This is a genomic window from Blastococcus sp. SYSU D00868 (genome assembly GCF_054050575.1).
In genome coordinates this window covers 178,689-203,169 of the sequence record NZ_JBJGZO010000003.1, presented here as the reverse complement: position 1 = coordinate 203,169, position 24,481 = coordinate 178,689, and the positions used below count along the sequence as shown (strand labels likewise).

25 protein-coding genes are annotated in these 24,481 nt (G+C 75.2%); 15 read left to right on the top strand and 10 right to left on the bottom strand.

The annotated features are described in order from the left end of the window. Positions 1 to 29: 29 nt before the first annotated feature. Positions 30 to 893 (top strand): hypothetical protein, encoded by an 864-nt coding sequence (locus ACI79F_RS04320; protein WP_456544121.1) that lies wholly within the window; start codon positions 30 to 32, stop codon positions 891 to 893. A 38-nt stretch (positions 894 to 931) separates the two neighbouring features. Here the strand turns inward: ACI79F_RS04320 and ACI79F_RS04315 are convergent, their stop codons facing one another. Further along, complete coding sequence (locus ACI79F_RS04315; protein ID WP_456544122.1) at positions 932 to 2,083, bottom strand: glycosyltransferase; 1,152 nt, start codon at positions 2,081 to 2,083, stop codon at positions 932 to 934. A 234-nt stretch (positions 2,084 to 2,317) separates the two neighbouring features. Here ACI79F_RS04315 and ACI79F_RS04310 point away from each other — a divergent pair, with 234 nt between their 5' ends. Next, complete coding sequence (locus ACI79F_RS04310; RefSeq protein WP_456544123.1) at positions 2,318 to 3,595, top strand: glycosyl hydrolase; 1,278 nt, start codon at positions 2,318 to 2,320, stop codon at positions 3,593 to 3,595. 48 nt (positions 3,596 to 3,643) lie between these two features. Here the strand turns inward: ACI79F_RS04310 and ACI79F_RS04305 are convergent, their stop codons facing one another. From ACI79F_RS04305 to ACI79F_RS04295, 3 genes are all read right to left on the bottom strand, one after another. Continuing rightward, complete coding sequence (locus tag ACI79F_RS04305; protein ID WP_456544124.1) at positions 3,644 to 4,810, bottom strand: acyltransferase family protein; 1,167 nt, start codon at positions 4,808 to 4,810, stop codon at positions 3,644 to 3,646. A gap of 76 nt (positions 4,811 to 4,886) precedes the next feature. After that, positions 4,887 to 6,131 carry a hypothetical protein gene (locus ACI79F_RS04300; RefSeq protein WP_456544125.1) on the bottom strand — a complete coding sequence of 415 codons (1,245 nt, stop codon included), beginning with the start codon at positions 6,129 to 6,131 and terminating at the stop codon, positions 4,887 to 4,889. A 29-nt stretch (positions 6,132 to 6,160) separates the two neighbouring features. Beyond that, entirely contained in the window at positions 6,161 to 7,102 is a 942-nt protein-coding gene (locus tag ACI79F_RS04295; protein ID WP_456544126.1) for a hypothetical protein, read from the bottom strand. A 392-nt stretch (positions 7,103 to 7,494) separates the two neighbouring features. Between ACI79F_RS04295 and ACI79F_RS04290 the strand changes: the two genes are divergently transcribed. Next, on the top strand, positions 7,495 to 8,541 hold the full coding sequence (locus tag ACI79F_RS04290; RefSeq protein ID WP_456544127.1) for a glycosyl hydrolase: 1,047 nt from the start codon (positions 7,495 to 7,497) through the stop codon (positions 8,539 to 8,541). A 25-nt stretch (positions 8,542 to 8,566) separates the two neighbouring features. On the opposite strand, the gene ACI79F_RS04285 is transcribed toward ACI79F_RS04290, so the two are convergent. Further along, positions 8,567 to 9,481 carry a hypothetical protein gene (locus ACI79F_RS04285; RefSeq protein ID WP_456544128.1) on the bottom strand — a complete coding sequence of 305 codons (915 nt, stop codon included), beginning with the start codon at positions 9,479 to 9,481 and terminating at the stop codon, positions 8,567 to 8,569. Between the two features lie 277 nt (positions 9,482 to 9,758). On the opposite strand from ACI79F_RS04285, the gene ACI79F_RS04280 reads away from it, so the two are divergent. The 11 genes from ACI79F_RS04280 to ACI79F_RS04230 all read left to right on the top strand — a co-directional run bounded on the left by ACI79F_RS04280 (position 9,759) and on the right by ACI79F_RS04230 (position 20,645). Beyond that, positions 9,759 to 11,003, top strand: a complete 1,245-nt coding sequence (locus ACI79F_RS04280; RefSeq protein WP_456544129.1) for a hypothetical protein — start codon at positions 9,759 to 9,761, stop codon at positions 11,001 to 11,003. Positions 11,004 to 11,157: 154 nt separating this feature from the next. After that, positions 11,158 to 12,261 (top strand): glycosyltransferase family 2 protein, encoded by a 1,104-nt coding sequence (locus ACI79F_RS04275; RefSeq protein WP_456544130.1) that lies wholly within the window; start codon positions 11,158 to 11,160, stop codon positions 12,259 to 12,261. Positions 12,262 to 12,313: 52 nt separating this feature from the next. After that, entirely contained in the window at positions 12,314 to 12,502 is a 189-nt protein-coding gene (locus ACI79F_RS04270) for a hypothetical protein (RefSeq protein WP_456544131.1), read from the top strand. 159 nt (positions 12,503 to 12,661) lie between these two features. Continuing rightward, a complete protein-coding gene (locus ACI79F_RS04265; RefSeq protein WP_456544132.1) occupies positions 12,662 to 13,576 on the top strand; it encodes an endo alpha-1,4 polygalactosaminidase in 915 nt (304 codons plus the stop codon). Positions 13,577 to 13,841: 265 nt separating this feature from the next. Further along, positions 13,842 to 15,596 (top strand): hypothetical protein, encoded by a 1,755-nt coding sequence (locus ACI79F_RS04260; protein ID WP_456544133.1) that lies wholly within the window; start codon positions 13,842 to 13,844, stop codon positions 15,594 to 15,596. A 123-nt stretch (positions 15,597 to 15,719) separates the two neighbouring features. Further along, positions 15,720 to 17,552, top strand: coding sequence for a hypothetical protein (locus tag ACI79F_RS04255; protein ID WP_456544134.1), 1,833 nt, complete (start codon positions 15,720 to 15,722; stop codon positions 17,550 to 17,552). Further along, entirely contained in the window at positions 17,549 to 18,229 is a 681-nt protein-coding gene (locus ACI79F_RS04250; protein WP_456544135.1) for a sensor histidine kinase, read from the top strand. Before ACI79F_RS04255 ends, ACI79F_RS04250 begins: the two co-directional genes overlap by 4 nt. After that, a complete protein-coding gene (locus ACI79F_RS04245) occupies positions 18,226 to 18,897 on the top strand; it encodes a response regulator (protein WP_456544136.1) in 672 nt (223 codons plus the stop codon). The genes ACI79F_RS04250 and ACI79F_RS04245 overlap by 4 nt, the downstream gene beginning before the upstream one ends. Before the next feature lie 61 nt (positions 18,898 to 18,958). Next, a complete protein-coding gene (gene galE / locus ACI79F_RS04240; RefSeq protein WP_456544137.1) occupies positions 18,959 to 19,930 on the top strand; it encodes a UDP-glucose 4-epimerase GalE in 972 nt (323 codons plus the stop codon). Positions 19,931 to 20,036: 106 nt separating this feature from the next. Next, the gene (locus ACI79F_RS04235) at positions 20,037 to 20,183 is read left to right on the top strand and encodes a GPGG-motif small membrane protein (RefSeq protein WP_456544138.1); all 147 of its coding nucleotides are present in this window, start codon (positions 20,037 to 20,039) and stop codon (positions 20,181 to 20,183) included. 75 nt (positions 20,184 to 20,258) lie between these two features. After that, on the top strand, positions 20,259 to 20,645 hold the full coding sequence (locus tag ACI79F_RS04230; RefSeq protein ID WP_456544139.1) for a YybH family protein: 387 nt from the start codon (positions 20,259 to 20,261) through the stop codon (positions 20,643 to 20,645). Between the two features lie 6 nt (positions 20,646 to 20,651). Here ACI79F_RS04230 and ACI79F_RS04225 read toward each other — a convergent pair whose 3' ends face one another. Both ACI79F_RS04225 and ACI79F_RS04220 read right to left on the bottom strand, forming a co-directional pair. Beyond that, positions 20,652 to 21,701 (bottom strand): PHP domain-containing protein, encoded by a 1,050-nt coding sequence (locus ACI79F_RS04225; RefSeq protein WP_456544268.1) that lies wholly within the window; start codon positions 21,699 to 21,701, stop codon positions 20,652 to 20,654. Continuing rightward, complete coding sequence (locus ACI79F_RS04220; protein WP_456544140.1) at positions 21,698 to 22,258, bottom strand: DoxX family protein; 561 nt, start codon at positions 22,256 to 22,258, stop codon at positions 21,698 to 21,700. Before ACI79F_RS04220 ends, ACI79F_RS04225 begins: the two co-directional genes overlap by 4 nt. Before the next feature lie 176 nt (positions 22,259 to 22,434). Here ACI79F_RS04220 and ACI79F_RS04215 point away from each other — a divergent pair, with 176 nt between their 5' ends. Further along, a complete protein-coding gene (locus ACI79F_RS04215; protein ID WP_456544141.1) occupies positions 22,435 to 22,620 on the top strand; it encodes a hypothetical protein in 186 nt (61 codons plus the stop codon). A gap of 95 nt (positions 22,621 to 22,715) precedes the next feature. Here the strand turns inward: ACI79F_RS04215 and ACI79F_RS04210 are convergent, their stop codons facing one another. The 3 genes from ACI79F_RS04210 to ACI79F_RS04200 all read right to left on the bottom strand — a co-directional run bounded on the left by ACI79F_RS04210 (position 22,716) and on the right by ACI79F_RS04200 (position 24,457). Beyond that, positions 22,716 to 22,940 carry a helix-turn-helix domain-containing protein gene (locus tag ACI79F_RS04210; protein ID WP_456544142.1) on the bottom strand — a complete coding sequence of 75 codons (225 nt, stop codon included), beginning with the start codon at positions 22,938 to 22,940 and terminating at the stop codon, positions 22,716 to 22,718. Between the two features lie 54 nt (positions 22,941 to 22,994). Then, positions 22,995 to 23,768 (bottom strand): hypothetical protein, encoded by a 774-nt coding sequence (locus ACI79F_RS04205; RefSeq protein ID WP_456544143.1) that lies wholly within the window; start codon positions 23,766 to 23,768, stop codon positions 22,995 to 22,997. A 134-nt stretch (positions 23,769 to 23,902) separates the two neighbouring features. Beyond that, the gene (locus tag ACI79F_RS04200; RefSeq protein WP_456544144.1) at positions 23,903 to 24,457 is read right to left on the bottom strand and encodes a hypothetical protein; all 555 of its coding nucleotides are present in this window, start codon (positions 24,455 to 24,457) and stop codon (positions 23,903 to 23,905) included. Positions 24,458 to 24,481: the final 24 nt, after the last annotated feature.

Below are 24,481 nucleotides of genomic sequence, written 5' to 3'. Positions count from 1 at the left end.
GCGTACATCGACACCGATACGGGGAGTACATGGAGATCGACGGTCCCGGTCAGCCGGAACCCGACCCCGAGACGCGGCTCGACGAGTTCTGGACCTCGTGGCGGGACTCCGGGACGGGACCGGTCCGCTTCGTGCTCGGCCACCCTCGCCGCGCACTTCGGGCCGTCCGCGACGTGCTGGCGCTGCCGTGGCTCGAGGCGCGCCTGGCCGACACCCGGGACGGCCGCCTCATCCGCGACGACCTCACCCGGCGGTGCCTGGTCTGGTTCTCGCTGGCCGCGACGGGAGCGTGCGTCCTCCCCGTCCCGGCGGACCCGTCCGCGTACCGAGAAGGCGCGCGCAAGCAGACCCTCCGGCGCAAGATCCGCGCCGCCGAGCGCGCCGGGGTGACCTGGCGGCCCGTTCCGGATCGGGCCGAGCAGGTGGACCTCGCCGGCCGTCTCGACCGGGCGCTCACCGTCAAGGCCGACGTCCGGTACCGCCAGTTCGGCAAGGACCACGCGCAGATGGCCGGGCAGGGCCTGTGGAGCGTCGCGGAGGGACCGGACGGCGAGCCGCTCGTCCTCGCCGTCACGCCGTACGACGGCGAGTGGGCCCTGCTGCGCGTCTTCATCACCCTCGGCGAGGGGCGGCAGCACTCCGACGCCCGGTACCTCCTGACCGCGGCCGTGGTGGAGCAGCTGTCCGAGCGCGGGGTCCGTCACCTGCTCGACGGCCGCGGGCTGCACGAGCTGACCGACGGGCTGCGGCACTTCCAGCGCATGCTCGGCTTCCGGGTCGCCCGGGTCCGGATCCGGGGGCGGGACGCTCGGGCCGGCGCCCTCCCGGCGCCCGGGCCCGAGGCCGTGGACCGGGCGGACACGATGCCGGTGACGGAGGAGCGCACGGCGTAGGACCGGCGGCGCCGCCGAGCGGTCGGCGCCCGTCCCGGTCAGCCCGCGCCGGACCGGGGGATCGCGTCGAGCAGCGGACGGACCGCGGCGTCCCACGAGTGGTCCTCCGCCACCGCGCCGGCACCGACCCGCCCCAGGGCCGCGCTGCCCTCCGCGTCGCTCAGCAGCCGGACCAGGGTCGAGGCCATCTCGGCCGGGTCGTCCGCGACGAGCACGCCGCGCCCCACCAGGTCCTCCAGGCCCTCGGCGCCGATGGCGGTAGCGACGACCGGCCGCCCCGCCGCCAGCGCCTCGAGGATCTTCAGCCGCGACCCGCCACCGGCCAGCAGCGGGGCCACCGCCACCCGCGTCCGGGCGTACCAGGGGGTGAGGTCGGGGACCGTCCCGGTGACCTCGACGGTCGGGCCGGCGAGGGCCCGGACGGCGTCGGCGGGGTTGCGCCCCACCAGCTGCAGCCGCGCCGCCGGGACCTCGGACACCACGCCCGGCCACACCTCCCGGACGAACCAGACGGCGGCGTCCACGTTGGGACCCCAGGAGAGCAGCGCCACGAAGCTGACCACGGGGTCGGGCGCCGGTGGCAGCGGCTCGGGCTCGTCCCAGGCGTTCGGCACCACCACGACCCGGGGGTGGTCGACGACGCCGGCCAGGACCTGCCGGTCCACGTCGCTGACGACGGCGACGACGTCCGCCGCGCCCGCACGGCGCTCCAGCGCCGCCAGCGCCCGCGCCTCGGCCGCCCAGGCCCAGCGCCGGAGGCCGGTCGAGGAGGCCGCGATGCGCCGCGCCAGCGCCGACTCCACGTTGTGCATGTCGACGACGCGCAGCCCTGCCGCCAGCCGGTCGGCGGAGGGCAGCAGTTGGACGTGCTCGACCACGAGCACGTCCGCACCCTCCGCGGTGGCCCCGGCGACGGTGCGGGCCAGGTGCGGGTCCCAGAACCGGGCCGAGGTGACCGACCGGCCGCGGAGGAGGCCCTGCAGCAGGGTCGCCGGCCGCCGCCGCAACGGCACGCTGCGCACGTCCACGCCCTCGGCGCGCAGGGGGCCGGCGTCGTCGTCCGGCCCCTCGAACGCGCACAGCGTCACCTCGCCCTGCTGGCGCAGGGCGCGGACGATGCCGAGGGTGCGGCGCTTGTCGCCGCTGTTGGGCGGCCAGGGGACGAACTTGGCGACGACGACGCTGCGCACGCTGGACGTGCCTCCTGATCTGCGGGAGCGGGTCGTCGCAAGGTAGCGGGTGCCGCGGCCGCCCGCCGGGGCGCGTCCCGCACCGCCCGGTGGGTGTGATGCGGATCGCGACACGCCGTCGTCGTGAATCGATCACGAATCGTCATCTAGTCATCGCGCAGCGTGTGTGTCAGCCTGACAAACGTCACTGATGTGATTCGCCTCCTCACTGTGCGTCCACTCCCCTGGAGAGTCGTGTCTTCCCGTCCTGTCGCCCGTGCCCGCCGTGCGGTGCTGCCCCTCATCACCGCTGCCGTGGTCCTGGGCTCCACGGCCGCCGCGGCCGCCTGCCTCGTCGAGGACCCGGCCGCCTCCGACGCCGTTCCGGCCGCCGGGTCGCCGGCCGCGCAGCGGGCGGCGGACGCCGGCCGGGTGAGCAGCCCCCGAACGGAGGCCCCGCCGGCGGCCTCGGCCACGCCGGTGGAGGAGCCGCTTCCCTCGACCGGCTCCGCCGAGCCGCCCGTCGAGCCCGCGGACGAGCCCTCCGTCCCCGAGGTCCCCGCCGAGCCGTCGTCGGGCACGGGCGGGACGCCGGCGCACGCGCCCTCGTCGCCCGCACGGGCCGCCGCGGGAACCGGCTCACCGGCCGCGGTGCCGGCGGGCACGTGGCTGTCCGGCAACTCCGGCCCGGGCGTCGTGACCGGCGAGGTCGCCGCCTGGCGGGGGCGCCCCAGCGAGATCGCCGGCACCTGGTCGGACAACAACCAGGCCATGGTGAACCTCTGGCAGATCCTCCCGGGCTACGAGTACGGCGCCTGGCGCGGGCCCATGGACATCGCCATCGGCGCCATCGGGCCCGGGGAGACCTGGCAGGCGGCCGCCCAGGGCGCCTACGACGCCCGCTGGCGGCAGTCGCTGACCCTGCTGCGCGACCAGTGGCAGCACCGGGGGAGCGCGCTCTACATCCGCTTCGCGCACGAGATGAACGGCAACTGGTACCCGTGGTCGGTCGACGCCGGGGAGCGCACGGCCTTCATCGAGAGCTGGCGGCGCTTTCGCGCGCTGCAGGAGCAGATCTACCCGGACGCGCAGCTCGTCTTCTGCGTCAACCGCGAGTCCGTCGGGGCGGGCCTCGACTGGCGCACCCTGTTCCCGGGTGCCCAGTACGTGGACGTGATGGGCGTCGACTACTACAACCAGTACCCGCACGTCACGAGCGCCGCGGAGTGGGCGGCCTCGATGCGGCTCACGGACCAGTTCGGGGGACCGAAGGGGCTGCAGGGTCACCTGGACTTCGCGCGCAGCGTCGGCCTGCCCCTCGCCATCCCCGAGTGGTCGGGCAACGCCGACTTCGGCGACTCCCCGGCCTTCGTCGAGGGGCTGTACCAGTTCCTCAGCGCGAACGCCGGCGGCGGCCCCGGCCAGGTGCTGTACGAGATCCAGTTCAACGTGCCGATGGACCACGACCAGTTCGTGCTGTTCCCCGGCGGTTCGCTGCCGGCGACCGCGCAGCGCTACCGCGACCTCTGGTGACGGCCCGGGGGTAGGCGCCCCCGGCGCCCACCCCCGGCGCGGGGGCCGCTACGAGGTGACCGTGGGTTCGGCCAGTGCGGCGTCGCCCCCAGGCCGGCCCGGCGCGGCGGCCCGGCGGGCCGGGAGGTGCGGCGCCGGCGCCGGCCGGGCGTCGCGCGCCCGCTGCCAGCGGTCCTTCAGCCGCAGAGCGGGCCGCTCCACGAGCAGGTAGCTCAGCGTCGCGGCGGCGAACGTGGCGAGCAGGCCCAGCGGCACCCAGCCCACCACGGGGAGGGCCAGGTCGTCGGGAGCCAGGAACAGCTGCTGCCAGAGGTACAGGCTGAAGGAGATCAGGCCGACCAGGGTGAGCGGCCGCCACGTGGCCACGGAGGTGAACAGGCTGCTCCGCTCCCGGGCCACGACCACGAGCACCAGCGCCGCGGCGGCCACCGCCGAGACGGTGTAGCCGAACGGCATCAACCAGGGGCCGCCGAGCGCCGACTCCAGCGCGGACGACCCGAGCAGGACGACGATCGCCCCAGCCGCGACGCCCCGTCGCTGGGCCAGGTCCCGCAGGCGTGCCCACGCCCGCGGGTAGGCGGACGGCGCCAGTGCCAGGAGGCAGCCGATCAGCAGGGCGTCGGCGCGGCCGTGGAACGTCATCCACAGGTCCGGGCGGAGCTCCGGGACGGCGAAGAGCGCGACCCGGACGACCGGCGCCGCGATCACGTAGCCGAGCGCCACCCGGCATGCCCACCGGCGGGGCAGCAGCGCCAGGGCGAGCGGCCACAGCAGGTAGAACTGCTCCTCCACCGCCAGCGACCACGTGTGCCCCAGCCACCAGCCGTCCGCCGCCGGCGAGTAGTTCCAGACGAACAGCCCGGCCGAGAGCGACTCGCCCACGCTCACGTCGATGGCGCCCGCTGCCGCGACGAGGGCGACGACGCCCAGGAAGACGTAGAACGCCGGGAGGATGCGCAGGGTCCGCCGGACGTAGAAGGCGCGGAAGCTGATCCGGCCGGTTCGCGCCGACTCACGGGCGAGGATGCCGGTGATCAGGTACCCGCTGAGCACGAAGAAGACCAGCACGCCCAGGCCGCCGTTGAAGGGGACCAGCAGGGAACGGGCCACCGCGCTGGTCTCGCCGAACGCGCTCGCGACCGCGTGACTGCCCACCACCAGCAGGACGGCCACGCCTCGGAGGCCGTCCAGTCCCGCCACCCGCCCCGTGCTCACCCGGCGCAGGCTGCCACAGGGGCGCGACGGGATGCCAGCGACCCCCGCGCCGTTCCACCGGCCGGGCGTCCCAGGCTCACCTCGTCACCGCGGCGCCGGGCCGCGGCTCGGGAGTCGGCTCCTGGGGCCGCGGCGCGCGACCGGCGAGCGCCCGGAGCGGTTCCGGCGGCATCAGCAGCAGCCAGAACAGGGTGAGGAAGACCTGGGTGTGCTGCAGGAACGAGGCGTTCACGTACACGTACAGGAGCAGCAGCCCCACCGCCCACGGATGGCCGCGCACGCCGAGCGCGAGGCACAGCACCAGCGCCATGAGCACGCCGACGATCCCGAGGACGCCGTACTCGTAGAGCACCTTCGGGATGATCGGGGCGGTGACGTCGTAGAGCCCCTCGTCGATGAGGAAGTCGTCGGCCGAACCCGCCCCGTGGCCGACGAGCGTCACCTGCGGGTCCTCGACGGAGGGGGGCAGGAGCTCGCTGTAGGGCTGGATGAGCCGGGCGCTGGAGCTGGTCCGGGGATCCGACGCCTCGGTGGACCGCTCCAGGTACCGCTCGCCCAGCGGGGTGAGCGTCGCCACCAGGACGGCGATGAGGACGGCGGGCACCACCTTCAGCAGGTGGCGCGGGCGCAGGACGGCGATGACCAGCAGCGCCGGGACGAGCACGACCATGCCGCTGCCGGCGAGCGGCGGCACCATGCCGGCCAGCAGCAGGGTGGCGACGAGCATCGACCACCCGCGGTAGAGCGCGAGTGCGGCCGCCAGGCCGAGGAAGATCGAGAGGAACGACGGCTCGAGGAAGACGATCCCGTCGGAGCGGATCAGCGCCTCGCCGTACGCGATCGGGTCACCGGTGTTGTACCCGCGCAGCAGGAAGCCCGACGGCACCACCGTGCCGAGTAGGTCCTCGTACTGCCAGCCGGACAACTGCCCGAGCATCTGCCCCATCGAGACGACGGCGAGTCCGCACATCAGCCCGACGAACACCCGCTCCGCCCGCCGCGCGGCGCCCTGCGTGATGTCGGCGGACAGGCCGAGCATCGCGTAGAGCGCGACGAACAGGCCGACCGAGAGGAGCGACGGCGCCTCGCCCAGCACCAGCTGCGCGAGGGTGCACGCCGCGACGGTGGCCCAGATGAGCGCGAGCACCGGCAGTCGCGAGCGCGCGACGCGCAGTTCACCCGTGTAGAGCCCGACGGTCAGCAGCGCCAGGCCGATCGGCACCATCGCTGGCACCTGGTCGGCGCCGAGCGGGATCGCCAGCCGTTGCAGCAGCACCGAGCAGACGACCAGCGTGATCGTGCAGGGGGCCGAGGTCCTCACCGGTGGGTCGAGGTGCAGATCCGGGACACTCAGCCGGCCGACCGGTCGGCCGGGGTGTTCCGGTGCCACCGGGAGTGACGCCCGTACAGGAACAGCACGACGCAGACGCCCAGGAACAGGCCGAGTGCGCCGCCGAGGATCGCGCCGGTCGTCGTCGACAGGGACGACGGGGCCTCGGGCACCGTCGCCGCGCGGAGCCGGAAGGCCTGCCCCGGGAACGCCTCCGCGGAGGCGCGCAGGCTCTCCTGCTCGGCTCGCGCGTCGTTGAGTCGGATGAGCACGTCGCCGAGCCGGGCGTCGACCCCGGCCAGGCGGGTCTGGGTGACCGCGTAGGCGGCGGAGTTGACGGACAGGCCGCCGAGGCGGTTGCTCAGGTCGTTCAGCTCCGCGGTGAGCGCGTCCCGCTCCTGGGTGAGCCGGTCGATCGAGGCCTGCCGCAGGTCGGCCTGCTGGGTCAGGGCATCGACCCCGGAGTTCTCCACCGTGCTCACGTAGCCGTCGGTGAGGGCCGTGGCGATCCGGGCGGCCTCCTCGGGGTCGGCGGCCGTCGCGCTGATCGTCAGCAGGCTGCTGCCCGGCTGGATGTCGACCGCGACCGCGTCGCGCAGCTCGTCGACGTCCATGCTCAGCGCGGCGGCCACGCCCTCGACCACCTGGTCGGAGGTGACCACGTCACGCTGGTCGGCGACCTGGCGGTCGAGCAGGTCGGGCGTGGCCGGCTGGCTGGGCGTCGCGCTCAGGTAGTCCAGCGCCCCGGGGTTCCACTGGACCTGCGCCTCGCTGGTGTACTCCGTGGCGGTCACGGCGGCGCCCGCCACGCCCACGATGGCCCCGACGAGGGCCCCGACCACGGCGATGAGCACGCCGCGCCGGCTCCTGCTGCGGCGGCGGGCGACGACCGTGGGGGCGGCGCCGCGGACGTCGGGTCGCTCGGACTCGGGAGTGGGGTCGGCCGGGGGCGACGCCGTCACGACGTCGTCGTCCGTGGTCGGCCGGGCCCCGGTCGCGGTCAGGCCGGGTCCCCGGAGCCGGTCCTGCCCGTGTGCGAGACGCGCACGGCAGACTCCTCCCTACGCTCGGTCATGACGGCGAGGGTAGTGGACCCACGCCGCCCCAGGGGTGTCCGCGGTGTCGCGACGGTGTGACATCGCCGGCGATCCCGGCCCGGTCCGCGGTCCGGGCGACCCTCCCACCTGCGGATCTGCAGGGAGCGGGGGAGTGGGAACGGTCCGTCCGGCTCCCGGGCCAACTACTGTCGCCCGGGACGGCCGGGACCGGTGGGAGCCGGCCGGCCGTCGGGGGGGTCGGTGTCCGTGCCTGCGAGAGGACGTGCGGTGAGCTCGGCGATGACGGGGGACCACGCATGACGGCTCCACCGACCGGGGGGCCGGGCCACGGCCCCGTTCCCGGGCCGGCCGGTCAGGGGCGCAGGTGGCTGTGGCCCGGGCTCCTCGTGGTCGGCCTGGTGGTCGCCCTCGTGGTCACGATCGTCGTGACCCGGTCGGATCCCGACCCGGACCGCGGCGCGGCGGGGCCGGGAGGCTGGCTCTCGGGTGCGTCCGGCCCGGGCATCGTCACCGGCGAGTTCGCCGACTGGCGGGGGCGGGACGTGGAGATCGCCGGCACCTGGTCGGACAACAACGAGGCCATGGTCAACCACTGGCAGCTGCAGCCCGACGCCGAGTACGGCGAGTGGGACCGGCCGATGGACGTGGCGATCGGCGCGATCGGCGAGGGGGAGACCTGGGCAGAGGCCGCCGACGGCGCCTACGACGACCGGTGGCGGGAGTCGTTGACCGAGCTGCGCGACCTGTGGGCCGACCGCCCGGGCACGCTGTACGTCCGGTTCGCCCACGAGAGCAACGGCAACTGGTACCCCTGGTCGGTGGACGCCTCCGAGCGCGAGGACTTCATCACCGCCTGGCGCCGGTTCCGCACGCTGCAGCAGGAGGTCTACCCCCAGTCGCAGCTCGTCTTCTGCATGAACCGGGAGTCGGTGGACACGGGCTTCGACTGGCGGGAGAGCTTTCCCGGCGCCGAGTACGTCGACGTCTACGCCGTCGACTACTACAACCAGTACCCCTACGTGGCGACGGCGGAGGACTGGCAGGCCGCGCTGCTGCAGACCGACCAGTACGGGGCACCCAAGGGCCTGCAGGCACACCTGGACTTCGCCCGCGAGGTGGGGTTGCCGATGGCCGTGTCCGAGTGGTCGGGGATGGCCGAGAACGGGGACTCGCCGGCGTTCATCCGCGGCATGCACGCCTTCTTCGCGGCCAACGGCGGCACGGGCGCCGGGGACCTGCTGTACGAGATCCTGTTCGACGTCGACATCGACGACAACAACTTCGTGCTCTACGGCGACACCCGGATGCCGGACTCCGCGGAGGCCTACCGCGAGCTGTGGTGAGCCGCGCCGGGTCGCGGCGGCGCCGTCACACTCCGCCGGCGCTGCTGGACCCACTCACGAGGGACGCCCCCCATCGGCGGGTCTCGTCCGCCACGACCGCCCAGTCCGTGCCCGGGGCGACGTAGCCGTCCTCGAGGTGGGTGGCGAGGTTGGGCTCCGGCGCGACCAACAGCCGGCGGCGGTCCCGGCGCCTGTGCGACCGGAGGTTGGTCGCGGCCATGAACGGTGCCATGAACGCCTCCCGCAGCCGCTGCTTGGGGGTGCCGGGCGCCAGGCCGACGAGGTCCCGGGCCAGCCGCCGGTAGGAGTGCGGCTCGAAGCCCTGGTAGACGACGCAGGTGTCGTGGTCGCGGAACATGTTGCGGTGCGGCACGGTGCAGAACCGGAAGATGCCGAAGTCCTCCCGCAGGCGACCCACGCGGGCGCAGAACGTCGCGGTGGTGCTGTAGAGCCGGACCCACTCGCGGCCGTCGACGACCCAGGGCTCGGGGTCGACCCACCCGCGGGGCCGGTGGACCGGCGGCTCCGGCCGCGGGTGCGGTCGCAGCGGGCTGCTGCCGTACAGCCCGAGGTAGTCCGCCTCCGGGATCGCCTCGGCGGCGGCGACCAGTGCGGGCATCGACTCGGGCAGATACAGGTAGTCGTCCTCGCTGAACCAGACGAGGTCGTCGTCGGCCCACGGGCCGTCGGTGGCCAGCCGCAGGGCGGTCAGGTATGACTCGTGGACCCCGACACCGGGCAGGTCGACGACCTCCCCGGCGGTCCGCATGAGCGCCACCCGCTCCTCGGCGACAGGGCCGTTGTTCACGAACGTCAGCCGCGCGTCCACCCGCTCCGCGGTGCGGAGGAACGACAGCAGGCACGTCAGCTTGTCGAAGTACTCGGGGCGGCCTTTGCGGTTGTCGCCGCCGTACGAGCGATAGACGAGATGCAGTGCCACGGCTGTCCCTCCGCTGGTTCGGCCCACGGTCGCCGCTGTCGGGCGCCGGGGATGCGCGGTCTTCCTACACCAGCCCGCCACCTCAGGAGCACCGGTCATCCCGCAGGTGGGCGATCCCACGGGCCGTCCCGATGACGGCGCGGACGGGGGCGGTTACCGTCGCGGGGTGGACCGGGAGACGACGTCGTCCGCTCCACCCGTGCCCCGGCCGGCGACGGAGGGCGTGACCGCCGGGCCGGGCACACCCCCGGAGTCGGGTCTCTCGCGGCGAGCCCTCGTGGGACGGCTGGCGCGCGGCGCGGGCTGGAGCGTCGTCGACCAGGCGCTGTCGAGCCTCAGCAACCTGATGCTGTCGATCCTCGTCGCCCGGTCCGTCGACGCCCACGCGTTCGGCGCCTTCACCGTGTCGTTCACCGTCTACTCCATGGCGGTCCTGGTGTCGCGGGCTCTGGTGACCCAGCCGCTCGCCGTGCGGTTCTCCGGTGCCGCCCCGGCGCGGTTCCGCGAGGCTGCGGGGATGTCCGCGGGCGCCGCCGTCGCGGTCGGCATCGTCCTGGGCAGCCTGGTCCTGGGGTGCGGGCTGGCGATCGGCGGCAGCGTCGGCCTGGCGTTGTCGGCGGTGGCCGTCCTCCTGCCGGGGCTCCTGCTGCAGGACGCCTGCCGGATGATCGCCTTCGCCGAGGGCCGTCCGCAGCTCGCCGCGTTCGTGGACGCGATCTGGATGGCGGCGCAGCTGCTGGGCGTCGGCGCCGTGGTGGCCACCGGCGCCCGGTCCGCCGTCCCCTTCGTGATCGCGTGGGGGCTGGCGTCCGCCGTCGCCGCCGCGTCCGGGGCCGTCCGCGGTCGGATCCGGCCCCGCGTGGGGCGCACGCGCACCTGGGTGCGCGACCACTGGTCGCTGACCCGCTTCCTCGTCCTGGACGCCGTGCTCGTGCAGAGCTCCTACCAGGGCACGCTGCTGCTCGTCGGCGCCCTGGGCTCGCTCACCGGGGTCGCCAGCCTCCGCGGCGCCCAGGTGCTCATCGGGCCGATCTCCATGCTCGCGATGGCCGCCATGGCGTTCGGGGTGCCGCAGATCTCCCGTCGAGCCCACCTCGACGACCGGCAGCGGCTGCGCCTCTCGCTGGCGCTGTCGGCGCTGTTCGCGTCGATGGGGATCGTCTGGTCCGCCGTGCTCCTGGTGCTCCCGGACAGCGTGGGGGAGATGCTGCTCGGCGACACCTGGTCCGGCGTCCGCGGCGTCCTGTTCGCCTCGCTGGTGGGAGCGGTGGCGAACCTCCTGGCCATCGGGCCCACGCTGATGACGTATGCCATGGGGCGCAGCGCCACCGCGCTGCGGATCAACGGCGGGCTGTCGGTCCTGCTGGTCGGGTGTGGTCTGACCGGGCTGTGGCTCGGCGGTACCGAGGGCGTCGCCTGGGGGCTCACCGTGGCGTACTGGCTGGTGATGCCGTGGTGGTACGTCGCGCAGCACCGTGCCCGTCGCGGCGCGCGCGCAGCGGCGGAGGGGCCGGCCGCCTGACGCCCCGACAGCTCCTCCCGGACTGTGGGACGCTGGGTCGTGGACCACTCGGTGGCGCGAGGACCCGCACGACACGGCGCTCCCCCACCGCCCCGACGAACTGAGGTGATCCCGGCTGGCTCCCCGACCGGACGAACGCGGCGCGTCTGAACCCGTGGGTGGCCTCGAGCTGCCGGCGGTCGCGAGGCCCGCCCCGAGGCCGACGATCGCGGGCGTCGTCATCAACCACGACTACGGCGACTACGTCCTGGACGCGCTCGGGTCCCTGCTGGCGCAGAGCACGCCCTTCGCCGAGGTCCTGGTCGTCGACGACGGGTCGACCGACCACTCGCTCGCGGTGCTCGAGGAGCTCCCGTCCGGCGTCCGGCTGCTGCGCAAGGACAACGGCGGCCAGTTGAGCGCGGCGCTCGCGGCCCTCGCCGAGGTCGAGGCGGACTACGTCTACTTCCTGGACGCCGACGACCGGGCACTGCCGGAGCTGGTCGCTCGCGTGACCGAGGTGCTCGACGGGCGCCCGGTGAAGGTGCAGTTCCAGCTGCAGGGGGTCACGGCGGACCTGGCGCCGACCGGCTCGGTCTTCCCGACGTTCCCCGCCGGGTACGACAGCGCCGGGATGCGGCGGGACAACGCCGAGCTCGGCTTCCACATCTGCCCGCCCACGTCGGGCAACGTGTACCGGCGCGACGTGCTGCTCGACCTGCCGCTGACGGAACTGGATCAGTGGGACTTCGTCGACGGGGTCCCGGCCCTGGTGCAGCCCGAGCTCGGGCCCGTCGTCAGCGTCCCCGAGCCGCTCGCGCAGTACCGCGTGCACGACCGGAACCACAGCAGCTGGTCGGATCCGACCGTGCGCCAGCTGCAGGAGGAGAACGACCGCTTCACCCGCCGCTGGGAGGAGGCCTCCGCCGTCTTGGGGGTCGAGCCGCGGTTCACCTCGCAGGCGCCGCCGGCCTTCGTCGTGGAGCGCCGTCTGATGTCCGCCGCCCTCGCCGGCCGGCCTGTCACGGCGCACGCAGTCGCCCTGGTCCGTCGGCTGTGGCGCAGCCACCTGCCGCCCCTGCACAAGCTGGCGCTGAGTGGCTGGGCCCTCGGGCTGCTCCTGCCCGTCCCGCGTTGGCGTCGTACCGCCGTGGACCGGCGCCGGTCGCCGTCCGGCCGGTCCCGCGTCATGCGTCTGGCGATCAGGGCCCTGCGCGGATGCCGGGGGAGTTCCCGGTCGCGCGCCGGTCGGGCTGCCGCGGCGGACGCCGGCGTCTAGCCTCTTCGCCGGGGGCCCAGTTCGTCCGGCGAGAGGACCCGGGGACGATCCGATGGTGTGGTGGATGTCGGTGCTGATCGGCTGGGTGGTCCTCGCCTCGTTCGCTGCCCTCGCGGTCGGACCGGCCATCCGTGTGGCCGAGCGGCGCGACTGGGTGCGGCAGGGCCAGCCCGAGCGGCGTGTGCGTCCCCGCGCCGGCCAGGGAGCGCGCCGGTCGGCGGCCAGCACCTCGCGGGCCTGAGCAACGCGGAAGGGGATCCATCCCCGTGGGGGAGGCGGTGACGGGCCCCCTCGTCCCGCGGCCCGCTGCGCGTGGGCTCTGGGGTGGGCTCCCGCTCAGCTGCTCGACCGGCGCGACCCGCCTGGCGGCGCCGGGATGAGACGGATCGGGGGAGTCCTGGTGGCGGTGCTGCTGGCGGCCGGGTGCGGGGGCGAGCCGGAGGACGGCGACAGCCGGGCCGTCGACCGGACGGGGCCCCCCGCGGCGGCGTCGTCCGCCCCGGCCGAGTCCTCCAGCCCGGCCACGCCGACGCCGCCCGCGCCGCCGGTCACCTCCGGCGAGCCGGACCCCGCGCCCCCGCAGGCCGGGCAGCCCCCCGCCGGGGACGGCGCGCACTGGCGGCCGCCGGCCCGGCTCACCTGGCAGTACCAGCTGTCCGGACCGCTGGACCCGACCGTCGACGCGCAGGTGTACGACGTCGACTGGGAGGAGACGACGGCCGAGCAGGTCTCGCAGCTGCACGCCGCCGGCCGCCGGGTCATCTGCTACGTCAACGCCGGCGCGTTCGAGGAGTGGCGGCCCGACGCCGGCGACTACCCCGACGACGTCCTGGGCGAGCCGCTGGACGGGTGGCCGGGGGAGCGCTGGCTCGACGTCCGCCGCCTCGAGGTCCTGCTGCCGCTGCTCGGCGCGCGGCTGGACGCCTGCCGTGCCAAGGGCTTCGACGCCGTGGAGTTCGACAACGTCGACGGCTACACCAACGACACCGGCTTCGACCTCACCGCCGACGACCAGCTGCGGTTCAACCGGGCGGTCGCGCAGCTGGCGCACGAGCGGGAGATGGCCGTCGGGCTGAAGAACGACGTCGAGCAGGTGGCCGAGCTCGAGCCCCACTTCGACTTCGCCGTCAACGAGGAGTGCCTGGCCTTCGAGGAGTGCGCGGCGTACGCGCCGTTCGTCGCGGCCGGCAAGCCGGTGCTGCACGTGGAGTACGAGGTCGGTCCGGACGGCGCCACCTGCGAGACGTCGGCCGCGCTCGGGCTGAGCAGCATCTTCAAGGACCTCGAGCTCGGCCCGCCGCTGCGGCGCTGCTGACCCGGCCGGGCGCTCGCGTGTCGCGCCGGTCCGCGTTCACCCACTCGGGGGATGGACGTCACCGTCTGTGAGAACGAGCCGAGAAAGTCCGCTCGTTCACCGGGTGTTACGCACGAGGCCGTTGATCCTGCGTCAGCAGATGCGAGGGTTCCTCGCCGGGACCGGACGCTGAACAGCCAGCGCCACGCGAGGGGGGTGTGCAGCCATCCCTCCGGAGACGACCACCGGAACCGCCGGCCGCGCGGCCCGCCGGCTGTTCCTCGTCGTGCTGTTCGCGGTCACCGGTTGGCTGCTGCTGGTCGTCGTCGCCGACCGCGCGTCCGCCGACCCGGGCAGCGACAGCGGCCCCGGTAGCGGCGCCTCGCAGGCCGCCGACGACGACTCCGGCTCCGACTCCAGCGGCCCCGGCAGCGACGACGACGACTCCAGCGGCCCCGGCAGCGGGGACGACGACGGGCTGCCCCCAGGCGCCGTCGAGGACTGGGCGCCGCCGGCCGCTGACGCCTCCGACGACGGCGCGCCCCCGGGCGCGGACGACTCCGAGGACTGGGCGCTCCCGGCCGGGCCGCCGGGGCCGCCGCCGGATGTCGCGCCGGGACCGGACCCCGGCCCGCCGCCGGACGCCGCCCCGCCGCCGGACCCCGAGCCGGCCCACGACCCCGCCCCGGTTCCGGACCGCGCCCCGGTCCCGGACCCCGCCCCGGTCCCGGACCACGTTTCGCTGCCCGACCCCGCCCCGCTCCCGGAGCCCGGGCCGGCCACGGAGCGCGACCCCGCCCCGGAGCCCGACCCCGCGCCCGTCCTGTCGCCCGACCCCGCGCCCGTCGGGGAGCCGGCACCCGCACCCGAGCCCCGGCCCGCTCCGCACCCCCAGCCCGCTCCGGACCCCGCGCCTGTCGGGGACTCGCAGCCGGCACCTGCTCCGGAGCCCGAGCCCGCGCCGCACCCCGACCCCGCGCCGCACCCCGAGCCCGCGCCGCACTCCGACCCCGCGCCGCACTCCGACCCCGCGCCGGCTCCGGCGCCCGAGCCGGCTCCCGCGCCCGAGCCCGCTCCGTACCCCGAGCCGGCGCCCGAGCCGGCGCCCGCGCCTGAGCCGGCCCCGGTGCCCGAGCCGGCCCCGGTGCCCGAGCCGGCCCCGGTGATCCCGCCGAGCCGCCCGACGACCGTGCCGGACCAGGCGGCCAGCGGTGCGCCCGACCCGACGCCGCCTCCACCCGTCCCCGACGAGCTCCCGCCACCCGCGCCGGCCGACCCGTCACCCGCGCCGGCCGCCCCGGCGCCTGCCCCGGAGCAGGCGCCCACGACCACGACCGACCCGCCGCTGACCCCCGAGGCGGCCCCCGCCGCCGCACCGGCACCCGAGGCGGCTCCCGCGCCCGCGGCCGAGCCCGCCGCGACGCCGGCGGCCACGCCTGCGACCGAGCCCGCCGCAACGGCAGCCGCGCCCGCGACCGAGCCCGCCGCGACGCCGACGGTCGCACCCGCGGCCGAGCCCGCCGCGGCGACGGTCGTGCCCACCGACGTCCCGGCGACGGACGCCGGCGCCCTGCCCGACCCGCTGATCGCGGCGGTGGCCGACCTGGCCGTGCTGATCGGTCCCGCGGCCGCCGCGGCCCCCATCGCCCCGGCCGCCGCCTCCACCCCTGCGGCCGTCACGCTGTGCGCGCCGGCGCCCGCCGCCGGCCCCTCGACCGACGCGGCCCGCACCTCGTCCGCCCCGGCGACCGTCGGCGCCGAGCCGGCGGCCCCGCTGGCCCCCGCGACGCCGATGGCGCCGCGGCCGCAGGCCCCGCTCGTCCCGCCGGCGCCGGCCCCCGCGCCCGCCGGCTCCTGCCCCACCTCGGCAGGCAGCTCCGTCCACCCGGGCGGCTCGCACGCCTCCGACTCGGACATCTCCCCGGCCGTCACCGGCACGTCGCCGGCCACGGCCGCGGTCACCGCGGAGGTCCGCCGCCTCGAGCGCGCCGCCGAGCGCGCCCTCGACCGCGCCGACGACCCGGGGTCCGTCCCCGACTGAGCCGCGGGCTCCTCCTCCAGCCCGACGCTCCGCGCCCGGCCTCCTGAGCCGGGCCGTCACCGCTCCCACGCTGCACGACAGAGGCGCGCCCCCGCGGCCCGCCCTCTCGCCGGAGGACCGCCCATGAGTCCCGTCGACTCGCCCCCGAAGACATCCGCCCCGCACCCCGGGGCGCCCGCCGTCGAGGCCGCCGCACGCCGCGGCCGGCCTCCGGCGACCCCGCGCTCCCTGGGCGTCCCCGCCGTCACGTGCCTGCTGGTCGCCGCCGCGGCCGTGTGGCTGGGGCTCGCACTGGGCGCCGGCGTGGCCGCGACCGTGCTGCTCCTCCTGGCCGCCGCGTCGGTCGCGGCCGTGGCGCTGACCCGCGGCTCCGAGCAGCGCACCCGCACCCTGGCCCTCCGCTCCGGTGGCCCGGCGGCGACCGCCCGGCTGCTCGACGACGGATCCGTGCAGCTCACCTGGCTCAGCGACGCGATGGACGAGCTGCTGGACCCGGCCGCCGAGGGCCGGCCGTCCGCGCTCGCCGAGGTGCTCCCCCTGGACAGCGCGGCCCGGCTCAGCGCGGTCGTGCGGGACCTGCTCCGGATGGACGGCCGCTCGGCCAGCGTGCCCGTGACGATCCAGCGCGGCTGGCCCCGGCAGGCCTGGCTGCACCTCCAGGTGCAGCCCCCCGGCCGCGGCGAGCGCTGGGTCACCGCGCTGGGCGGCCGGCCCACCCGCCGTGCCGCCGTCCACGCCGAGCCCGCGGCCTGGTCCGGCGGCGAGGCGGTCGACGGCCGCGCCGAGCTGGCCGAGCGCCTCCGCCAGGCGCTGCACCGGCGGCGCCGCTGGTCGTCCCGCATCGCGCTCGCGGTCGTCACCGCCCTGCGCGAGGAGGTCGAGGGCCCGCGCGCCGTCCCCGAGGCCGCGACGGCCGAGCTCGCCGAGCGGGTCCGGCAGGCCGCCCGCGGCACCGACGCCGTCGTCGTCCTCGGACCCGGCCGTCTCGCCGTCCTCGCCGAGGACGTCGCCGAGGACGGCGAGCGGGTCCTGGCCCGGCGGGTGTCGGCGGTGCTGGACCGGTCGGCCGGCGAGGGCAGGCCGCTGGTGGTCGACGTCGCCGTGATGGAGGTGGTCGACGTCGACGCCGACCCCGACGCCGTGATCGGTGCGCTGCTGCGCAGCCACGCCACGGCCGGCCGCACCGGCGGGCTGACGGTGCTCGACCCGTGGACGTCGACCGGTCCCGGGGCGGCGGAGGACCACGGGGCCCCCGCCGCCTTGGACCGGCGGCTGCGCGCCGCGTTCGCGTCCGGGCGGTTCGTGCCGGGGATCCGACCGATGACCGCGGGAATCCACGGGAGCGGTGCGGCGCGAAGGCTCACCGTGATCGAGGCGTGCACCGTCGAGGAGGGGGTGGTCGACCCGGTCGCGGTGGACGCCCCCAGCCTGGCCGCCGCGCTCGACCGCTGGCTCGTCCAGCAGGTCGCGGCGGCCGGGCCGCTCCCGGAGGACGGCGTCGACCGGCTGCTGCTCCTGCAGCCCGGCGGGGAGCTCGCCCCGTGGCTGGCCGACGGCCTCCCCGAGCCGGCGGCGGGCCCGGGTCGGCTCGTCCTCGCCGTCCCCGAGCGCCGGCTGCTGTCGGCGCTGACCGCCGAGCGGGCCGTGCTGCGCGAGCTGGCGCTGCGCGAGGTCCCGCTGGCCGTGGCCGGCTGGTCCGGCCTCATCGACGTCCCCACCCTGGTGCGCGGCGGGATCGGCCTGGTGCTGCTCTCCGCGGAGACCCAGCGCGCCGTGGTGCGGCCGGACGGCGCCGCCCTGCTGGCCGGACTGGCCGCCGGGCTGCGTGCCGGGCTGGGGGACACCGCGACCGTCTTCTCCGTCGACGCGGAGGAGGGGTCGGTCACATCCGCACTGCAGACGTGCGGGATCGCCTGTGCAGTGTCTGCACCCGTCACCCTGATGAGGACGCCATGAGCAGCCTGGTCGGCCCCACGAGCACCGGCACGGACACGGGGATCAGCCCCGGGGTCCGCCACGACCTGCAGCACGTCCTCGCGACGCTGCAGGCGGTGCTCTCGGTCGCGGACTCCGCCGACACCCTCCCCCCGGAGGAGCTCCGCGAGTTCGTCCGCACCGCCCGCAGCGAGGCGGTGCACGCCCTCGCCGTGCTTGACTCCCTGCCCGCGCAGGACCCCGGCGACCCGCCGGCGTGCGGCGCGGCCGCCGGCACCGACGCGGACGTCGTGCTGCGCGGGGTGGCCCGGACCGCGGTGAGCACCGGCTGCGCGGTCACCGTGCGCTCGCGCCCGCGCCTGTTCGTGCCCATGAGCCAGACCGCGCTGACCCGCGTGGTGCGCAACCTGCTCACCAACGCGCTCGCGGCGAGCGGGCCGGAGGGTGCGGTCGAGCTGCACGCCAGGCGGATCGAGGGCGTGCCCGGCGGGCGCCCGGCGCCGATCCGGATCGAGGTGCACGACGACGGGCCGGGGTTCCCGGACGACGGCGTGCACCGGATCGGTGGCCAGGGGCTCGGCGTCGTCCGGTCGCTGGTGCTCTCCGCCGGCGGCTGGCTGGTGCTCGGCCGGTCCCCGCTGGGCGGCGCGTGCGCCGTCGTCACCCTGCCCGGCCAGTACCGCGAGGGAGCCGCGTGACCCGTGTCCTGCTCTGCGACGACGAGTGGATGTTCGTCGAGGCCATCGCGATCGCGCTGGAGAAGGCGGGCGAGGAGGTCGTCGCCGTCGCCCGCACCGTCCCCGAGGCGCTCGCCCGTGCCCGCACCACTCCGCCCGACGTCGTGGTGATGGACCTGCACTTCGGCAGCGGCGCGCCCGACGGGCTGGCCGGCATCCGTGCGCTGACCTCGGCGGCGCAGGCGCCCAAGGCGATCCTGCTCAGCGGCCGGGTCGACCACGACGTGCTGACCGAGGCCGTGGCCGCGGGGGCCGACGGCGTCGTCAGCAAGTCCGAGCCGGTCAGCGCCGTCATCCGGGCGGTGCAGCAGGTGGCGGCCGGCGCGTTCTACGCCGACCCCCGGCTGCTGCGCCGCTCGCTGCGCCCGGCCCCGGCCGACCTCGACGAGGTGCAGCTGGCCGCCCAGTTCTTCACCCGCCGCGAGCGCGAGGTGCTCGAGCGGCTGGTGCAGGGCACCTCCACCTCGGACATGGCCGAGGCCATGGGGGTGGGCATCACCACCGTCCGCACGCACGTGCAGTCGGTGCTCAGCAAGCTCGGCGTCAGCTCGCGGCTGGAGGCCGCGCTGCTCGCCGTCGCGCACGGGCTGGCCCAGCCGCCGCAGCGGCGGCTGTCGGACAGCGCATGACCCCGTCCACCACCCCACCGAGGAGTTCCGCCATGCCCCTCCCCGTCGTCAGTCCCCGGCCATGACCTGGCTGGTCACCGGCGGAGCCGGCTACATCGGCGGACACATCACCGCGGCCATGCGCGCTGCCGGCGAGGACGTCGTCGTGCTCGACGACCTCTCCACCGGCGACCCCGCGCGCATCCCGGACGCGCCGCTCGTCGTCGGCAGCGTGCTCGATGCCGACCTGGTCGGGCGGGTGCTGCGCGAGCACGCGGTGCACGGCATCGTGCACGTCGCGGCGAAGAAGCAGGTGGAGGAGTCGGTCCGCCGTCCCCTCTTCTACTACCGGGAGAACGTCGAGGGGCTGCGGGTGCTGCTCGAGGCGGCCTCGGCGGCCGGCGTCGAGTCGTTCGTCTTCTCCTCCAGCGCCGCCGTGTACGGCGCACCGGACGTCGACCTCGTCCACGAGGACGTCGAGTGCCGGCCGGTGAACCCCTACGGGACGACGAAGCTGGTCGGCGAGTGGATGGTCGCCGACACCGCCCGGGCCACCGGCCTGCGGTACACGAACCTGCGTTACTTCAACGTCGCCGGGACGGCCGCGCCGGAGCTGACCGACCGCGGCGTCTCCAACCTGGTGCCAATGGTGTTCCAGCAGCTGGACCGGCGGCAGCCGCCGCGGATCTTCGGCGACGACTACGACACCCCCGACGGCACCTGCATCCGCGACTTCATCCACGTCGCCGACATCGCCTCGGCGCACGTGGCGGCGGCGGGGGCGCTGGCGTCGGGCTCGGTCGGCGCGCTGACGGCGAACATCGGCCGCGGCGAGGGCGTCTCGGTGCGCGAGATGGTGCAGGTCATCCGCGCGGTCAGCGGGACGGCCGACGAGGAGTGGGCCGAGCCGGTGGTCGAGCCCCGCCGCGCCGGCGACCCGCCCCGGGTCGTCGCCTCCGCCGACCGCGTCGCCGACCAGCTGGGCTGGAAGGCGGAGTACGGCGTGGAGCAGATGGTCGCCTCGGCGTGGGAGGGCTGGACCCGCAGGGGCTGAGCCGCCGTCACCCGACCGGGTGACCGCTCGACGCGCCGTCCGGGCCGCTGAGCAGTACGTTCGCGCGACGGGGGTGTCGGTTCCCACACTGCACCGGAGGTCGCGCATGGCCACACTGCTCTGGATCCTCGCCGTCGTCCTCGTGATCGCCGGCATCGTCGCGATCGTCCGCAGGCAGCTGCTGTGGGGGATCGTGCTCATCGTCGTCGGCCTGCTCGTCGGGCCCGGCGGGGTGAGCGTCTTCGACGTCTGACCCCGGCCCGGGCCGCCGCTCCGGCGGCGGCCCGGGCCCTCCCGCGCGGTCGCCCGCCGTGGCAGCGTCGCCGGCGTGGACCGGGACGAGGTCATGACCTGGGTCGCCGCGTACGAGCGGGCATGGCGGGCGGGCGATGCGCCGGGCGTCGGGCGGCTGTTCACCGAGGACGCGCGCTACCTCCGCTCGCCCTACGCCGAGCCGGACGTCGGGCACGACGGGATCCGCGCCTTCTGGCGCGACGACGTCGGCCGGGCCTTCACGATGCGGGCCGAGCCGGTGGCGGTCGAGGGCCGCGACGCCGTCGTCCGCCTCGAGGTCCGGTACGAGACCCCGGCGGTCCAGGAGTACCGCGACCTGTGGGTGCTGCGCTTCGCCGCGGACGGCCGGGTCGAGCGCTTCGAGGAGTGGGCCTACTGGCCGGGCCGGTCGTTCGTCGCGCCGGGCGACGCCGGCGGCTGAGGTCGGCTAGCCGACCCGGTCGAGCAGCTCGTCCGCGGTCAGGGTGTTGATGATCCGCTCCGGCGGGACGCCGGTCTCGACCGCCCGCTCGCAGCCGTTGGACTGCCAGTCCAGCTGGCCGGGGGCGTGCGCGTCGGTGTCGATGGCGAAGTCGCAGCCGAGCTCCAACGCGAGGGCGAGCAGCCGCAGCGGCGGGTCCAGCCGCTCCGGGCGGGAGTTGATCTCTACCGCGACGCCGTGCTCGACGCACGCGGAGAACACGGCCTCGGCGTCGAACTGGCTCTCCGGCCGCGGCCGCTGCCGCCGGCCCTCGCGCTGCTCGCGGGGGATGAGCAGCCGGCCGGTGCAGTGCCCGAGGACGTCGGTGTGCGGGTTGGCGATGGCGGCGAGCATCCGCTCGGTCATGGCGGCGCGGTCGGCCCGCAGGTCCGAGTGCACGCTGGCCACGACGACGTCCACCCGCTCCAGCAGCTCGTCGGTCTGGTCCAGGCTGCCGTCGAGGTTGATGTCGCACTCGATGCCGGTGAGGATCCGGAACGGCGCGAGCTCCTCGTTGAGCTCGGCGACGACGTCCAGCTGCCGCTCCAGCCGCGCCGCGGTCAGCCCGTTGGCGACGGTGAGCCGCGGCGAGTGGTCGGTGAGCGCGAAGTACTCGTGCCCCAGGCTGCGGGCGGCCTCGGCCATCTCGCGGATCGGGCTGCCGCCGTCGGACCAGTCCGAGTGGCTGTGCAGGTCGCCGCGCAGCGTGGCGCGGAACTCGGCGACGTCGTCGGCCAGCGGCACCAGCTCGGCGTGCGCCTCCTCGAGCTTCGCCAGGTACTCGGGCACCTCGCCGCGGTGGGCCTGCACGATCGCCGCGCCGGTCTTGGGGCCGATGCCGCGCAGGTCGGTCAGCGTCCTGGTGCGGATCCGGCGTTCGAGCTCGGCGTCGTCCAGGCCGTCGAGGACGGCCGCGGCGGTGCGGAACGCCGCGACCCGGTGCGTGGGCTCGCGGGCGCGCTCCAGGAGGAAGGCGATCCTCCGGAGCGCGGCCGCGGGCGGGAGTGGCTCGGTCAGCTGTTGACCTTCTTCGCCTGCTTCTTGGCCTTCTTCTCGGCCTTCCTGTGCGCCTTGGCCGCGCGCTTGGCGGCCTTCTCGTAGTTCTCCTCGGTCGCCTTGGCGGCGAGCTTGGCGGCCCGCTTGGCCCGGTAGCCGACCGAGGGGCGGCCCTCGGTGTCCACGGCGGCGATGAGCAGGCCGCCGAGCAGGCCGGCGTTCTTCAGCAGGTGCGCGAGCTGGCCGAAGCGCTCCTCCGGGTCCTCGTGCTCCCAGAAGCGGTGGCCGGCGAGCGTCGTCGGCACGATGCTGCCGGCGAGGGCCAGGGCGGACAGCCGCGGCAGCTTGCCGAGGGCGAACAGCGAGCCGGCGACCACCTTGATGCCGGCGTCGATCTTCACCCACTGCTCGACGTCGCGCGGCACCTGCACGGGCAGCTGCTGGTCGGCCTTCTCCGTGATGGTGTCGACGACGGGCTGCGCGCCGGGGACCCGCGTCTGCGGGTTGCGCAGGGTGTCGACGCCGCCGTAGACGAACGACGACGCGAGCAGTGGCCGGGCGATCCGGCGGACCAACATGGGCAGACCTCTTCCGTTCCGGGACCGTGTCGGTGTCCCCCTGCCCAGGTGGGCGGGCGGGACACCCTCCTGTCGGACCGTAGTGAGATCGGCGCCGCTCCGCTCGACCAGCGGTGTCTGCCCTTCCCGGGTGAGGCCGGCTGTCGCCCGCGGGCGCGGGCAGGCACCCTGGCCGCATGGGGAAGGCTCTGCTCGGGCTGCTGCTGCTCGTGGTGGCCGTCGAGATGATCGCCGTCGTGGTCGTCGGCGTCGTCCTGGTGCTGCTCGGGACGACCCAGACCACGCTCATCGGCGTCGGGATGATGTTCGCCGCCGTCGTCGCCGCGATCCTGACCTGGCGCTTCGCCCGACAGCGGGCCTGAGGGACCTCTCGCCGGACGTTGCCGGCGTCCTCCGGGCGTTGCCGGCCCGATCGCCCCGGCGACGTCGGGAACCCGCAGGCAGGGTGGTGGCGACCTCAGCCGAGCAGGCGCGTCGCCGCGTTCATCAGGTCGAGCAGGTCGACGCTCATCGCCTGCGCGATGGCTTGGATGTCGTCGAAGTCGAACGGGCTGTCCTCACGCAGCTTGCGGGCGACGCTGGCCTGGTTGATGCCGGTCTCGCGGGCCAGCTGCCGGCCCGACCACCCGTTCTCGGCCAGCAGTGACCGCACCACGGCGGCGACGGCGGCGGAGAGTTGCACGGCGCCCAAGGTAGGCGGCGCGCCCGGGTGCGGGGGAGGGGCCCTCGTCCCTCGTCAGTCGTGGGGGTTGGTGAGGACGGCGCGCGCCTCGACGACGGTGAACGTCACCGGCGGGCCGTCGGTCGTCGTGGTGCCCGGGACGTCGACGCTGGCGCTGCCGTCGACGCTGAAGGTGCCGCTCCAGGTCGTTGTGAGCGACACGGTGTAGGTGCCGGACGCGTAGTCGTGGGTCACCGTGTGGTCCGGGTACGGCGCGCCCGGGTCGGTGGTGGTCAGGTCGGCGCCGTCGCCGGTGTGCCAGGCGAAGCCCTCTGCGGTGGCGACGATGTCCACGGTGAAGCCGCGGATGTCGAGGGTGAAGGTCTGGGTGGTGGGGCCGTCGGTGAAGAAGATGACGGGCAGGCCGACCAGGGCGTCGCCGGGTGGCTGCTGGTGGGTGGGCAACTGGGGGAGCGGGAGCCGCTCGAAGTAGCGGAACACCTCGTCCGGCGTCGGCGCGGGATTGAGCGCGGTGACGTCGACGCACGCCCGCGGGAATGCCAGCCAGTCACCGAAGGGTGTGCCGAGCGGGACACCGCTCGGAACTGCTTGACCGTCGATCTCCGTCACATTGGCGACGACTATTCGCCGTTGCTGCAGGACGAGGTCTCTGACAACACGCCCCTCCTCAGCCGGACAGGCGCGATCGTCGGAGTCCTGACAGGGCTCGGCCGCCTCGACCGCTTGGGCGCAGGGGGTGATCAGGCGATAGGTGTACGGGTGGTCGACAGGGGCGCCGACGGAGGCGACCCATAGGCCATTCACTTGCTCGGCGTAAGCGGCGGTCAAAGCTCCTTGCCCGATCCCAACTTCAGGTTCGGGCCCGCAGGCAAAGCTTGCACACGCCTCAGCGGGTTTAGGAGCCGCTACGGCCATCAGAAGTGCAAGAAGGCCGATCAAGAAGAGACGAAGGAGTGTCGCCATCAGCCGATGGTCATCGAAGTGACGAGCCAAGTGCTTATGTCGTCCCGCCATACCAAGTGAGCGCCGGACTGCAAATCCCCGGTAGCTTCTACTGCACGGTCAGGCAGGCTTTGGCCATGACGATCGACGACCTCGTAGGAGCTCTGGCTGTAGGCGAAGCCGATCTCGGCAACAGCACCATCGAGGACGGGGAGTCCGTATTCCTCGAAGGTGTACTCGAACCCCTCGTAAGTCAGGCCCGCTGTGCGGTCCTCCTCGTATGACATGGCGACTCGCCTGCAGAAGCCGCATCCGTCGCTTAAGTCGAGGAGTACCTGCGGGTTTACGGCCCCAGTGGCAATGTGCGCGCTGAGGCCGATGTAGTAGCGGGTGAACTCGAGAGCACCCCCGGGCGTCTTCTCGCGTGCCGCGTCGGGGACCGGGAACTCGGGCGGGCCGAGGGGTGGGAGTGCCTCGGTCGGCGCCGACGTGCTGGCGCTCGCGTCGGGGAGCGTGTCGTTGGCCGGCTGCTCGCTCGAGCACCCGCTGAGCACAGCCGCCGCGAGTGCGAGCACCGCCGTCGTCCGCGCCGTCCACCC

Coding starts and splice junctions, on each gene's coding strand:
- ACI79F_RS04255 (WP_456544134.1), top strand. CDS start 15,720: ATGAGTCCCGTCGACTCGCCCCCGAAGACATCCGCCCCGCACCCCGGG.
- ACI79F_RS04290 (WP_456544127.1), top strand. CDS start 7,495: ATGACGGCTCCACCGACCGGGGGGCCGGGCCACGGCCCCGTTCCCGGG.
- galE (WP_456544137.1), top strand. CDS start 18,959: ATGACCTGGCTGGTCACCGGCGGAGCCGGCTACATCGGCGGACACATC.
- ACI79F_RS04250 (WP_456544135.1), top strand. CDS start 17,549: ATGAGCAGCCTGGTCGGCCCCACGAGCACCGGCACGGACACGGGGATC.
- ACI79F_RS04220 (WP_456544140.1), bottom strand. CDS start 22,258: ATGTTGGTCCGCCGGATCGCCCGGCCACTGCTCGCGTCGTCGTTCGTC.
- ACI79F_RS04270 (WP_456544131.1), top strand. CDS start 12,314: ATGGTGTGGTGGATGTCGGTGCTGATCGGCTGGGTGGTCCTCGCCTCG.
- ACI79F_RS04235 (WP_456544138.1), top strand. CDS start 20,037: ATGGCCACACTGCTCTGGATCCTCGCCGTCGTCCTCGTGATCGCCGGC.
- ACI79F_RS04215 (WP_456544141.1), top strand. CDS start 22,435: ATGGGGAAGGCTCTGCTCGGGCTGCTGCTGCTCGTGGTGGCCGTCGAG.
- ACI79F_RS04320 (WP_456544121.1), top strand. CDS start 30: ATGGAGATCGACGGTCCCGGTCAGCCGGAACCCGACCCCGAGACGCGG.